This window comes from Ruegeria sp. F11 (assembly GCF_056533855.1).
The window spans coordinates 123,770-136,447 of the sequence record NZ_JBQFOW010000007.1 but is presented as its reverse complement, the minus strand read 5'-3'; the positions used below and the strand labels follow the sequence as shown (position 1 = coordinate 136,447).

Here is a 12,678-nt window from a genome sequence, read left to right as displayed (position 1 = left end):
CGCCACCTCACCTTTACCCATCATCCAGCGTTGGCCCGCCGGTATCCGTCACAAGACCCACATTGGAAAAACCGCCCGCATTCAGCGCACCCATGACCTGCATGACCTGAGCGTAAGGAATCGCCCCATCCGCACGCAGGAATACACGATCACTGCTGCGCTCAGCCGCGATGGCGCGCAGCTTGCCGATCAATTCTTCGCGCACAACATCCGTGGTCTGGATTTGTACCCGGCCATCCGCCGTCAGGGTCACGGTCAGCGGTTCTTCGCTATCCCCCGGCAGCGCACTGGCTGCCGTCTTCGGCAGGTCCACCGGCACGCCAACCGTCAACAAAGGCGCGGCCACCATGAAGATGATCAGCAGTACCAGCATCACGTCCACAAAGGGCGTCACGTTGATCTCGGCCATTGGTTGCGCGCGGCCACGCCGCCGCCCACGCCTACGCCCGTTCCCGGCCGAGGGTTGCTGAACCGCCGCCCCCATCGCTCAGCTATCCAACTGGCGCGACAGGATGGTGGCGAATTCATCGGCAAATGCCTCATACCCGCCGACGATACGGTCGCTATCCGCGCTGAGCTTGTTGTAGAAAATCACCGCCGGGATCGCGGCCAGCAGCCCCAGACCCGTGGCCAGCAGCGCCTCGGCAATGCCCGGAGCGACAACGGCAAGGTTGGTGTTCTGCTGCTCGGCAATCTCGATGAACGCGTTCATGATGCCCCAGACGGTGCCGAACAGACCAATAAACGGGGCGGTCGAGCCGACAGTCGCCAAAACCGGCAGCCCCTTTTGCAGCGTCTCAGATTCTTTAGCGATGGCTACATCCATCGATCTGTCGATCCGCGCGGTCGCCCCGGCGATCAGCCCCCCATCATTGCGATGCGACCTGCGCCATTCGATCATCCCGGCGGCAAAAATCTTCTCAGAACTGCCGTCGGGCTGGGTTCCGATCTGCTCGAACAACTCGTCCAAAGGGTTGCCCGACCAGAAGCTTTCGTCAAACACCTGCGCCTCGCGCCGCGCCGCCCGGTAGTTGATGAGTTTCTGAATTATAATCGCCCAGGACCAGAAGGATGCAGCAACCAGCATCAGCATCACCAGTTTGACGATAAAGGTCGCACGGGCATAAAGCCCCCACAGAGAGAAATCGATCTCCTGCGCCAGAACCAGCGTTTCAGCTTCCATGAACCTGCTCTTTGTTTTGCCTGACAGCCATTCGTTTGGCCTTGTTTTGCCAAACGCTAACGCAGTTGGGGGCGAAAAGCCAACAGAACCACCCCGGCCCTGCAAATTGTTACATCAATGCGCGAATCTCTGCCGGAAGGCGCACTGGCTTGCCATCCGCATTCATGCAGACAGCCGTCACCTCGGCACGGAAGATTTCTTTCTCACCGCGTTTGACCAGTTGCGACATCGTCAGCCGCGCCCCAGACAGCGAAACCATCTCGGTTTCTACCACCAACTCATCCTCGAAACGGGCGGCGGCCAGATAGTCCGCCTCAATCCGCCGAACGACCCAGACAATGCCTGAATCGCGCATCGCGTTCTGATCATTGCCCAGCTTGCGCACCCAATCTGACCGGGCGCGTTCGATGAATTTCAGATAGTTCGCGTGATAGACCACCCCACCCATATCGGTGTCTTCGTAATACACACGAACCGGGTACAAGTGCTTCATTGCGGGGCCTCCAGCCGGGCAAACAATCGCAACGCGTGGGACGGGTCACGCGCCGCTCTGGGCAAAACCGGATCATAGGCCGCGCGGATCAGAGCCGCAATCTCGGGACGCAGGATCGTCGCCTCGCCCGCAATCGCCAGCGGGGATTTACTGCGAAAGGCAGCATCCGACCACAGCAAGATCGTCTGCACCACCTGGCTCAGCGCAAGGGTTTCTGCCGGAACCTTGGACATCTCCCGATCCATCCGCAAAAACACAAAGGCCGCGCGGATCGCGCCATCTTCTTCGAACCGAAAGATGCGATACTGATTGGCATCCGCCGCCACCAGCCGCTCGACCAGAGGGGCCAGATCGGGGATCAGCCGATCCAGATCGGGCACCTCAAGCAATTCCTGCCAGTCGCGGAAGAAGAAGACCATGCAATTGGCCCCCAACTCCGGATCGGTCTCGGCCATCTTGTGACCAGCCAGCGCCACCACCGCTTCAAACGCGCCTTTGACGGTGGCCAGTGTCTCATCCTCAACGCCAAACACAATCGGCGCAATTGGCCGCCCCCAACGCGCAAACAGAAACTCACCGCTTTCGCGGGTGAACAGCGCCTCGATTTCATCGGGTGTCACGCCCCGTCCCTTCTTCTTGTTTCAAATACGGCCGCCGGAGGCATAAAATCTAAAGCGCACCGCATCAACCAAACAGATCGCTCTGCCCCTTGGGGGCCGCCATCCCCAGATGCGTCCACGCCTTCTGCGCCAGCATCCGCCCGCGCGGCGTGCGCTGGATCAGCCCCTGCTGCAACAGATAGGGCTCGATCACCTCTTCCAGCGAGTCCCGGCTTTCCGACAAAGCCGCCGAGAGTGTCTCAATCCCCACAGGTCCGCCCGCATAATTCTCGGCGATCAGCTTCAGATACCGCCGGTCGGCCCCGTCCAGCCCCAGATTGTCGACCCCCAACCGGGTCAACGCGCCATCGGCCAGTTCTCGGGTGATCCGCCCGTCGCCCTCGACGATCGCAAAGTCCACGACCCGGCGCAGCAACCGCCCCGCGATCCGCGGCGTCCCGCGCGACCGCCGCGCGATCTCACGCGCACCGGCATCGTCGGAAGGCGCGCCCAGCTTGCGGGCGTTGCGGGTGACGATCTCGTGCAACTCATCGACCGTATAAAACTGCAACCGCGTCGGAATACCGAACCGGTCACGCAGAGGAGTGGTCAGCAGACCCATGCGCGTGGTCGCCCCGACCAGCGTAAAGGGCTGCAACTCAATCCGCACCGTCCGCGCCGCCGGGCCTTCGCCGATCACCAGATCCAGCTCGAAATCCTCCATCGCCGGATACAGCACCTCTTCCACCGCCGGGTTCAGACGATGAATTTCGTCGATGAACAGCACATCCCGCGATTCCAGATTGGTCAGGATCGCCGCCAAATCCCCCGCCTTGGCCAAAACCGGCCCCGAGGTCATGCGGAAATTCACCCCCAACTCGCGCGCCATGATCTGCGCCAGCGTCGTCTTCCCCAACCCCGGAGGGCCATGGAACAGCGTATGATCCATCGCCTCACCCCGCTGCCGGGCCGATTGGATGAAGATGCGCAAATTGGCACGCGCTTCGGCCTGACCAATGAACTCATCCAGCCCCTGCGGGCGCAGGGCGCGGTCATTGTCCTCGGGCATTGGCTCGGGGCGCAGGGTGGGATCGGCGTCTACCATTCACTCAGCCTTTCGGAGCCAGTAGTTTCAACGCGGCGCGGATCAGTTCCGCCTCGCCCGCGTCGGGCAGGCTGGCCGCCGCCTCAGCCACCGCCGAGGCCGCATCCGACGGTCCATAGCCCAGATTGCCCAGCGCCGACAATGCTCCGGCCGAAGCCGCCGCCGCACCCGAGGCCGGTTTCGGAGCGCGCTGCGGCACAGGTGCGGGTTCGGCCTCAACCACCTCCAGCGCTGGTCCATCCATCGCCTCGGTCACGGTGCCGCCCATGGCCATCACGCCGGGGGCCTTGTCCTTGAGGTCCAGCACAATGCGCTGCGCCGTCTTGGGCCCGACCCCTTTGGCGGCCTTCACCGCGCCCCAATCGCCCAAGGCAATCGCGCGGCTCACGCCGTCCGGTCCCAACGCGCTGAGAATGGCCAGCGACACCTTGGCCCCGACGCCCTGCACCGAACACAGAAGGCGATGCCATTCCTTCTCGACCAGCGACAGGAACCCGTAAAGCTGCATCAGATCCTCGCGCACGACCATGTCCGTGTAGATCGAGACCGCTTCACCCACACCCGGCAGCGCCGCCATGGTCCGGTCCGAGCAATAGACGATGTAGCCCACCCCGCGCACGTCGATCAGAACGTGATCCGCCGCGCGGTAATCCAGCCGTCCGGTGAGTTTGCCAATCATGCGCGCACCTCTTTCATCCACGCCTGCGGAGCGGCCCCATAATAAGAATGACAAATCGCAATCGCCAGCGCATCCGCCGCGTCCGCGCCTTTGGGCTGGCATCCCGGCAGTTGCAGCTTGACCATGTGCAGAACCTGCTCTTTCTCGGCATGACCGACGCCCACGACCGTTTTCTTGACCCGGTTGGGCGCATATTCCCCCACCGGCAGCCCGGCCTGCGCCAACGTCAACAAGGCCACGCCCCGCGCCTGGCCCAGTTTTAGCGTCCCGGCCCCGTCTTTGTTCACAAAGGTCTGCTCGATCGCCGCCTGATCCGGCTGATGGTCGGCAATCACTTCGACAATCTGGTTATGCAGCGACAAAAGCCGTTCGCCCAGATCGTCCCCATCCGATTTGCACAGACCATTGGCGATATGGCTCAGACGGGAGCCATTCGATTCGATGACGCCCCATCCCAGGGTTCTCAGCCCCGGATCAATGCCCAGAATTCGCATGTTTTGCCTCGGCCTGCTCGGGTTATGTGATCTTTTTCCAACGCCTAGCACGAAGCGTGAACATTTTCCAAGCGAATTGACCAGAAGCCGGAAAACGACAGGCCTATCCCAGCCGCGACAGAAAGGACAGATCGCGACATCACATGGCCTGAATTCGACGTGTTTATAAGCGCAAATTCACCAATTATTTAAGGGCATTACAGCGTCGTGAAGCATTGCAAGAAATGCATAGGACACATGCAAAAACTGATCTTGCACCGGTGAAATGACACCACTAGATGCCGCGAAGATCGAAACACTGAACGTAAACACAAACCAGAAGGAAACAGGATATGGCTGCACTGGACACCAACCGCTTTGCCACCACTGGCTCGTTCGGCCTCGTTGGCCGTATCGGCGCCTATTTCGCATCGGCCGTGATGGCCGCTGTGGACTGGAACGACGCCCGCGTCACCCGCAACGCGCTGGGCGGTCTGAGCGACCGCGAACTGGACGATATCGGCCTGTGCCGCGGCGACATCGACACCATCGCCGAAGGCCGTCGGTAAGACCCATCCCTTAAACTTGCCCTTTCCTCCTCCCTATGGGGCAAAACAGAAAACACCGCGCGCCCGGATGGCACGCGGTGTTTTTGTTTGGATCAGCAAGAACTCAGTACAGGACTTTGTTCAACTGGACCGAGAGAAACTGTGACAGCGGGTCGATCTGCATCACCCAGGCCCCGGCCTGTTCGACCGAGGTGCCTTCTTTCAAGGCGTCGACCCTGTATTCATATCCGGTTGGCCCGAGGCTGGACAGCAGGAAGGTTTTGAAGGCGAAGAACCCCAACAGGCTGAAAAGCAGCACCCTGGCCGGAACGCCCGAGCGCACGCGTTGTGGCTTCATCACCACCAGCCCATCCTTGCGCATGGTCGCACGATAGCCGTGGCTTAGTTTCTGATGCTTTTTGTTCAGGCGATGAACGCGCTGATTAAACTCCAGTTGCTTTCCAGTCATGGCAGCCTCCAACAAACCGCCCCCCTCGACTTAGTCAAAAAAGGCTAGAAAGAGATTGCGACAAAAGCGTGGCGAAAATCCATAAAACTCCAGCAAATGGCCTAATTTAAGCCCTGTTTCGTTAAGATTAGCGTCGTCCATTCACCAATCTCATCCCTGGCGGCCAGATTGAAGCCGTTTTGGGAATAAACCGAGACCACGTCATCGGCCTGTTCATTGAGGATTCCCGACAGAATCGCATGCCCCCCAACCCGCAGATTCGCTGCGATTTCCGGTGACAGGGCAACCAGCGGGCCCTTGAGAATATTGGCAAAAATCAGATCAAAGGGCGCTGCGGATTGCAGTTCGGGATGATCGAATCCAGCCACCTCGACGCAGCGCACAGCGCCGGACATGCCGTTTGCTTTCAGGTTGGCCTCGGCCACATCGACAGCGACCTGGTCGATGTCACTGGCCAGAATCTCGCCCTCCCAGACCCGCGCGGCGGCCATCGCCAGAACTGCCGTGCCGCAGCCGATATCGGCGACTTTTTTGGCCGTGAACCCGTCGTCCAACAGCCGGTCCAGCGCCTTGAGGCAGCCCAGAGTGGTACCGTGATGCCCGGTGCCAAACGCCATCGCGGCCTCGATCAGCAGGGGGATTCGCCCCTCGGGCAGCTTGTCGGCGTCGTGGCTGCCGTAGACGAAAAAGCGCCCTGCCTCGACTGGGGCGAGTTCGCGGCGCACATGAGCGACCCAGTCGGTTTCGGGCAGCTCCGAAACAACAAAGGGCTTGGCTTCGAACGCGGCGGCCAGAACCGCCAGCGCGGTTTCGTCCGGGGCTTCGGTGAAATAGCCGCCTACTTCCCACAGGCCAGAACCATCCTCGACCTCGAACACCCCAACTCCGGTTGGTTCGGGGTCCAGACGCTCCATCGCTTCGCCCAGACCTTCGGCGGCGGTCTTGCCGGTCAGGGTGGTGAGCGCGGTGAATGTGGGCATGGGGGTCTCCTGTCAAAACTGTACCTGCGCCTAGGGCGGCGGGGCGGCAAGGTCAAGCGTTTGCGCTTATTCCGCAGGGGCCGGGGCGTATTTCGTCAGGATGGTCTCATTCCCTTGCTCCGGATGGCGCGGGATCAGCAGAGACAGCGCCAGTGAGATCAGGGCCATCGCCGCCGCCGTGCCAAATACCGCCCCCGGAGACACAACCCAGAGCAACCCAAGAAGCGCAGGCAGGAACACGGCTGCGATATGGTTGATGGTAAAGGCCACCGCGGCGGTGGGCGCGATATCCGCCGGATCGGCGATTTTCTGGAAATAGGTCTTCAACGCCAGCGCCAGCGCGAACAACACATGGTCGATCACATAAAGGATCGCCGCCAGCACCACACCCCAGCCGAACCAGTAGATGCCACCATAGGCCGCGAAAACGATGGCGAGGCCAGTGTATTCGAAGATCAGGGTGCGGCGCTCGCCGAACTTCGCCACGGCTTTCCCCAGCAACGGGGCGGCCATCATGTTGATCATCAGGTTGATCAGATAGAGGCTGGTGAGTTCATGGACCTCAAACCCAAACTTCTCGACCATCATGAAGCCTGCGAACACGATGAAAATCTGCCGTCGCGCGCCTGCCATGAATTGCAGCGCGTAGTACAGCCAATAGCGTTTGCGCAGGACCAGTTTCTTGGTCTGCGGCGTGGGCGCGTCGAATTGCGGATAGGCCAGCAGGCAGAACAGCGCCAGCAGGGCCGTGACCCCTCCGGTCGCCATGAACACCGTGTTGTAGGACAGATCGAACCGCTCCCATGTCAGCACGATCAGGCCGTAAACAACCGCCGTCGCGGCTGAGCCCATGGCCACCAGCCAGCCCAGCACCTGCGGCGCGCGGTCTTTCGGCAGCCATTGCAGTTGCAGCGACTGGTTCACGGTCTCGTAGTAGTGAAACCCGATCGAACTGAACAGGGTCACGAACAACAAGCCGCCAAGGCTGGGGAACCATGCGGTCACCGCCGTTGCAACGCCCAGCATCATAAGCGAGATCATTGCCAGAACCTGCTCGCGGATGAACAGGATTACGGCGATCACGCCCACTGCTAGGAACCCCGGAATCTCGCGTACCGTGTGCAAAAGACCGATGTCAGCTCCGTCGAAATTCGCCACTTCGATAACGAAATTGTTCAGCAGCGCGCTCCACCCATTGAACGCAATGGGCATCGTCAGCGCCATCACGAACAAGAGCGTGATCGGGCGGCGCCAGAACGGAAGGCTCTGCGCCTCAGACAGGGGCATGGGTTTCAGCATGGGACTCCCTCTACGCCTATTTTCGTGATTTGGCGAGGGGGAAGCAGGCGGTGCACATCAGCTCTGCGGTAATGCAGAGATCAGTAAAAACTCTGCGGGTCGATATCGACGGTCAGACGGATGTCGCCTTTCAGCCGCAATGGCGCGATCCAGCGGGCGATGGCGTCCTGAATCGGCGCGCCCTTGGGGGCCTTGACCAACAGGCGTACGCGGTGCCTGCCACGGATGCGGGCAATCTGCGCAGGCGCGGGGCCAAAGACCTGCGCATCGACGGCGCGCAGAGGCGCATCGTTCCGTGCCATCGCGTTGCCGATATCGAAGACCGGACCGACCTCTGGCCCGGACAAGACGATCCCGGCCATGCGCCCATAGGGAGGGACGCCCGCAGCCTGCCGCCCCGCCGCTTCGGCTTTCCAGAACCCTTCTTCGTCGCTCGACAGAATGGCCCGGATCACCGGGTGTTCAGGCTGAAAGGTCTGCAGCAAAGCCTGACCCGGCTTGTCCGCTCGGCCCGCACGACCCGCAACCTGCCGCATCAGCTGGAACGTCCGTTCCGCCGCACGCAGGTCTGCCCCGTGCAAGGAGAGATCAGCGTCGATCACGCCCACCAGCGTCAACTTGGGAAAGTTATGTCCCTTGGCAACAAGCTGCGTGCCGATGACGATATCGGCGTCCCCTTCGGCAATCTCCTCGATCTTCGCCTTCAGCGCGCGGGCCGAGCCGAACAGATCGGAACTGAGCATGGCGATCTTGGCCTCAGGGAAGGTCGCCTCGGCCTCTTCCGCCAGCCGTTCGATCCCCGGCCCGACCGGAGCCAGCTTGCCTTCGACCCCGCAGGACGGACAGGCTTCGGGCATCGGCTTGGTCTCACCACATTGATGGCACATCAGGCGTTTGAGGAAACGGTGTTCGACCATACGCGCGTCGCAATGATCACAAGCGATCTGTTCGCCGCAGGCCCGGCACAAAGTCACCGGCGCATAGCCACGACGGTTGATAAACAACAGCGATTGTTCACCGCGTTCGATCCGCTGCCGCACCGCCTGCCGCAGCGAGGGAGAAATCCACGTCCCCGGCTGCATCTGCTCGGCGCGCATGTCGATGGGCTTCATCTCGGGCAGCACCGCCGCGCCAAATCGCGCGGTCAGGTCGAGCCGCTCATACTTCCCCGCCTCCGCATTCGCCCAGCTTTCCAGCGAGGGCGTTGCGCTGGCCAGAATCACCCGCGCCCCGCAGATCGAGGACCGCAGCACAGCCATATCTCTGGCGCTGTAATGCACGCCATCCTCTTGTTTGTAAGAGGTGTCGTGTTCCTCATCGACCACCACAAGCCCCAGATCGCGGAACGGCAGGAACAGCGCCGACCGGGCCCCCACGACCAGTTGCGCCTCGCCCTGCCCGACCATACGCCAGACCCGGCGGCGTTCGGTCATGGTCGCGCCCGAGTGCCACTCGGCAGGCCGCGCGCCAAACCTCGCCTCGACCCGCGTCAAGAATTCGGCGGTCAGAGCAATCTCGGGCAGCAGAACCAGCGCCTGCCGCCCCATGCGCAGCGCCTCAGCCACCGCCTCAAGATAAACCTCGGTCTTGCCCGAACCCGTCACACCCTTCAGCAGCGTCGTGCCATAATCCCCCGTCCGCTGCCCCGCCTGTAGCCGCGCAACCGCAGCCGCCTGATCCTCGGTCAGCGCTTTCCCGGGCAGATCGGGGTCCAGACGCGGATAGGGCAAATCGCGCGGGCTGTCCTCTTCCCGCACCGCGCCTTGCTTGACCAAGCCTTTGACCACCGAGGAGGTCACCCCGGCCTGCTCGGCCAGTTCTTTCAGCGTGAAAGCCAAGCCACCATAATCCCGCAAAACCTCCAGCACCCGCGTCCGCGCGTCGGTCATGCGATCCGGCTGAGCATCACCCAGCCGGTAAACCTTGCGCATCGACGGCGGGTCGCCCAGCCCCGGCGCGCGGGTCGCCAAACGCAGCATCGCAGGCATCGGCGTCAGCGTGTAATCCGCGACTTTCCCAAGAAACAACCGCATTTCCTCGCGCATCGGCGCGACCTCAAGCACCCGGATCACCGATCGCGCCTTGGCCAGATCAAAGCCACCCTGCCCCGGCCCCCAGACCACACCCAGAACTTTACGTGGCCCCAGCGGGACTTCAACGAATGCACCCAGAAAACACCCACCTTCGGGCGCTTTGTAATCCAGCGTCCGGTCCAGCGGCTGGGTTGTCAGCACCGCAACCAGCTCTCCTTCGTCGAAAAATCCGTTAGCGCTCACAGCATATCCTATGCAGGGGGTTCCAGCGTGGGTCTCTTTGAGGTAAAGCCATCCGCGACCAAGGCCAACCCATCAAAGGACTGCCCTCATGAAATTCTTCGTAGACACCGCAGAGATCGACGCCATCGCCGAACTGAACGATCTGGGCATGGTGGACGGCGTCACCACCAACCCCTCGCTGATCCTGAAGTCGGGCCGCGACATTCTGGAAGTCACCAAAGAGATCTGCGATCTGGTCGACGGCCCTGTGTCCGCCGAGGTTGTCGCGACCGAGGCCGACGACATGATCGCCGAAGGCCGCAAGCTGGCCAAGATCGCACCGAACATCGCCGTGAAAGTGCCGCTGACATGGGCTGGCCTGAAAACCTGCAAAACGCTCAGCGACGAAGGCCAAATGGTCAACGTGACCCTGTGCTTCTCGACCAATCAGGCGATTCTGGCCGCCAAAGCCGGCGCGACCTTCATCTCGCCCTTCATCGGACGTCTGGACGATATCAACCTCGATGGCATGGACCTGATTGCCGATATCCGTCAGGTCTATGACAACTATGGGTTCGAAACCGAGATCCTCGCCGCCTCGATCCGTTCGGTGAACCACGTGACCGACAGCGCCCGCATCGGTGCAGACGTGATCACCGCACCCCCTGCCGTGATCAAGAAACTGGCCGATCACCCGCTGACCGACAAAGGGCTCGAGACCTTCCTGGCCGACTGGGCCAAGACCGGTCAGAAAATCCTCTGATCATCTGCACGACCGCGCGGTGCCGATAGGCACCGCGCCCGACCCAACGGCCAAAGCTGATCTTTGATCAGCGCATGGGCGGCGGGAGCCCCCGACACACACCCTGTATAATCGCGCAAAACGTGCATTTTTCCCGAGTCAAACCCGGTAGGCTATGTTATAAGCCCCTCAATCAAAAAAAGACCGGGCAGGACATGAGCAGCAACCCAAAACTCGAGGATAACCTCCGCGCGGCGATTCTGGCTGAGCCGGACGCCTTGCTGGACGACAAGGACCTGATGCAGGCGCTGGTCTCGGCCAACGAACAGGCCCGCGGGGACAATGTGATCGACCTGCGCGGCATCGCCATGCAGCGGCTCGAAGAACGGCTGGACCGGCTTGAGGATACGCATCGCTCGGTCATCGCGGCGGCTTACGAGAATTTGGCGGGCACCAATCAGGTGCACCGCGCCATCCTGCGCCTGCTGGAACCGGTCGAGTTCGAAGACTTCCTGCGCACGCTTGGCACCGAAGTGGCCGAGATCCTGCGGGTCGACAAGATCACGTTGGTTTTGGAAACCACCGTGGTGCAGGACGACCCTGCCATCGACAAGCTGGGCGGTGTTCTGACCATTGTTGAGCCGGGTTTCATCGAAAACTACCTGACCTATGACCGCAGCAGCCCCGCGCGCGAGGTAACGCTGCGCGAGGTACACCAACCCAACCGGCGGATATACGGCACGCAAAGCGATCTGTTGCGGTCCGAGGCCTGTTTGAAACTTGATCTGGGCACAGGCCGCCTGCCGGGCATGATTGTCATGGGGGCCAAGGACGCACGGCACTTTACGCCCCAGCTTGGAACCGATCTTCTGACCTTTTTTGCCGGCGTGTTCGAACGCTCGATGCGCCACTGGCTGTCGTGAGCCTGATCTCTCCAGCCTGCCGCGATGCGTTGCAGCACTGGCTGGACAGTCTGGGGGCGCTGGCAGGACGGTCCCAAAACACGCAGACCGCTTATCGCGGCGATGTGACCGAGTTTCTGTCCTTCATGACCCTGCACCATGCCGAGCGTCAGGGGCTAGCCGCGCTGGAGCGAATAACGATCGCGGATATGCGGGCCTGGATGGCCGATCAGCGGGGCTCGGGCGTCGGTGCGCGGTCGCTGGCGCGCAAGCTTTCCGCCGTGAAAAGCTTCTATCGGTGGCTGGCTGAGCGGGAAGGCTTTGAACCAACCGCCGTCCTGTCCATCCGCGCACCCAAGTTCACCAAGAAACTCCCCCGCCCACTGGCCGAGGACGCCGCCCGCGCCATGATCGACACGGTCGAGTTGCAGTCCGGCTCGGACTGGGTCGCCGCCCGGGATGTGGCCGTTGTTACCCTGCTGTATGGCTGCGGACTGCGCATCTCCGAGGCGCTGTCGCTGACCGGCGCTGACGCGCCCTTGCCGCCAACCCTCCGCATTGTCGGGAAAGGCAACAAGGAACGTGTGGTTCCGGTTCTGCCTGCGGCGCGCGAGGCGGTGGATCGCTATGCCCGCCTCTGCCCGCACCCTCAGACACCGGAAGCTGCCCTGTTTCGCGGCGTTCGCGGGGGCCCGCTGAACCCCGGCGCCATACAAGGCGTCATGGCCAAGGCGCGCATGCAACTGGGGCTGCCCGCCACCGCGACGCCGCACGCGATGCGCCACAGCTTTGCCACGCACCTGCTGTCCGCAGGCGGCGACCTGCGCGCGATTCAGGAACTGCTGGGCCACGCCTCGCTATCGACAACACAGGCCTATACCGCTGTCGATACGGCCCGTCTGATGGAAGTCTACAACCGCGCCCATCCCAAAGCCTGACGATCAGGTCCAC

15 protein-coding genes are annotated in these 12,678 nt (G+C 61.9%); 4 read left to right on the top strand and 11 right to left on the bottom strand.

Annotation, left to right across the window (positions count from 1 at the left end; genetic code table 11):
• Positions 1–13: 13 nt before the first annotated feature.
• The 7 genes from tolR to ruvC form a co-directional block, all read right to left on the bottom strand.
• Positions 14–484: a protein TolR gene (gene tolR / locus ACR0NJ_RS11190; protein WP_480817212.1), complete on the bottom strand. Its 471-nt coding sequence runs from the start codon at positions 482–484 to the stop codon at positions 14–16.
• 3 nt (positions 485–487) lie between these two features.
• Positions 488–1,183, bottom strand: coding sequence for a protein TolQ (gene tolQ / locus ACR0NJ_RS11185; RefSeq protein WP_480817211.1), 696 nt, complete (start codon positions 1,181–1,183; stop codon positions 488–490).
• 109 nt (positions 1,184–1,292) lie between these two features.
• Entirely contained in the window at positions 1,293–1,676 is a 384-nt protein-coding gene (ybgC, locus tag ACR0NJ_RS11180) for a tol-pal system-associated acyl-CoA thioesterase (RefSeq protein ID WP_480817210.1), read from the bottom strand.
• Positions 1,673–2,296 carry a hypothetical protein gene (locus ACR0NJ_RS11175; RefSeq protein WP_480817209.1) on the bottom strand — a complete coding sequence of 208 codons (624 nt, stop codon included), beginning with the start codon at positions 2,294–2,296 and terminating at the stop codon, positions 1,673–1,675. The genes ybgC and ACR0NJ_RS11175 overlap by 4 nt, the downstream gene beginning before the upstream one ends.
• Before the next feature lie 64 nt (positions 2,297–2,360).
• Entirely contained in the window at positions 2,361–3,380 is a 1,020-nt protein-coding gene (gene ruvB / locus ACR0NJ_RS11170; RefSeq protein ID WP_480817208.1) for a Holliday junction branch migration DNA helicase RuvB, read from the bottom strand.
• A 4-nt stretch (positions 3,381–3,384) separates the two neighbouring features.
• The gene (gene ruvA, locus ACR0NJ_RS11165) at positions 3,385–4,059 is read right to left on the bottom strand and encodes a Holliday junction branch migration protein RuvA (RefSeq protein WP_480817207.1); all 675 of its coding nucleotides are present in this window, start codon (positions 4,057–4,059) and stop codon (positions 3,385–3,387) included.
• The gene (ruvC, locus tag ACR0NJ_RS11160) at positions 4,056–4,553 is read right to left on the bottom strand and encodes a crossover junction endodeoxyribonuclease RuvC (protein WP_480817206.1); all 498 of its coding nucleotides are present in this window, start codon (positions 4,551–4,553) and stop codon (positions 4,056–4,058) included. Before ruvC ends, ruvA begins: the two co-directional genes overlap by 4 nt.
• 332 nt (positions 4,554–4,885) lie before the next feature.
• Here ruvC and ACR0NJ_RS11155 point away from each other — a divergent pair, with 332 nt between their 5' ends.
• On the top strand, positions 4,886–5,101 hold the full coding sequence (locus ACR0NJ_RS11155; protein WP_480817205.1) for a DUF1127 domain-containing protein: 216 nt from the start codon (positions 4,886–4,888) through the stop codon (positions 5,099–5,101).
• A gap of 103 nt (positions 5,102–5,204) precedes the next feature.
• Here ACR0NJ_RS11155 and ACR0NJ_RS11150 read toward each other — a convergent pair whose 3' ends face one another.
• From ACR0NJ_RS11150 to ACR0NJ_RS11135, 4 genes are all read right to left on the bottom strand, one after another.
• Entirely contained in the window at positions 5,205–5,549 is a 345-nt protein-coding gene (locus ACR0NJ_RS11150; RefSeq protein ID WP_480817204.1) for a hypothetical protein, read from the bottom strand.
• Between the two features lie 101 nt (positions 5,550–5,650).
• Positions 5,651–6,529: a 50S ribosomal protein L11 methyltransferase gene (locus ACR0NJ_RS11145; RefSeq protein ID WP_480817203.1), complete on the bottom strand. Its 879-nt coding sequence runs from the start codon at positions 6,527–6,529 to the stop codon at positions 5,651–5,653.
• Positions 6,530–6,595: 66 nt separating this feature from the next.
• On the bottom strand, positions 6,596–7,828 hold the full coding sequence (locus tag ACR0NJ_RS11140) for an MFS transporter (protein WP_480817202.1): 1,233 nt from the start codon (positions 7,826–7,828) through the stop codon (positions 6,596–6,598).
• Between the two features lie 80 nt (positions 7,829–7,908).
• A complete protein-coding gene (locus ACR0NJ_RS11135; RefSeq protein ID WP_480817201.1) occupies positions 7,909–10,104 on the bottom strand; it encodes a primosomal protein N' in 2,196 nt (731 codons plus the stop codon).
• Between the two features lie 88 nt (positions 10,105–10,192).
• Between ACR0NJ_RS11135 and fsa the strand changes: the two genes are divergently transcribed.
• The 3 genes from fsa to ACR0NJ_RS11120 all read left to right on the top strand — a co-directional run bounded on the left by fsa (position 10,193) and on the right by ACR0NJ_RS11120 (position 12,665).
• Positions 10,193–10,846: a fructose-6-phosphate aldolase gene (gene fsa / locus ACR0NJ_RS11130; RefSeq protein WP_170404077.1), complete on the top strand. Its 654-nt coding sequence runs from the start codon at positions 10,193–10,195 to the stop codon at positions 10,844–10,846.
• 194 nt (positions 10,847–11,040) lie between these two features.
• Positions 11,041–11,748 (top strand): DUF484 family protein, encoded by a 708-nt coding sequence (locus tag ACR0NJ_RS11125; protein WP_480817200.1) that lies wholly within the window; start codon positions 11,041–11,043, stop codon positions 11,746–11,748.
• A complete protein-coding gene (locus ACR0NJ_RS11120; protein WP_480817199.1) occupies positions 11,745–12,665 on the top strand; it encodes a tyrosine recombinase XerC in 921 nt (306 codons plus the stop codon). Before ACR0NJ_RS11125 ends, ACR0NJ_RS11120 begins: the two co-directional genes overlap by 4 nt.
• The last annotated feature ends 13 nt before the right edge of the window (positions 12,666–12,678 follow it).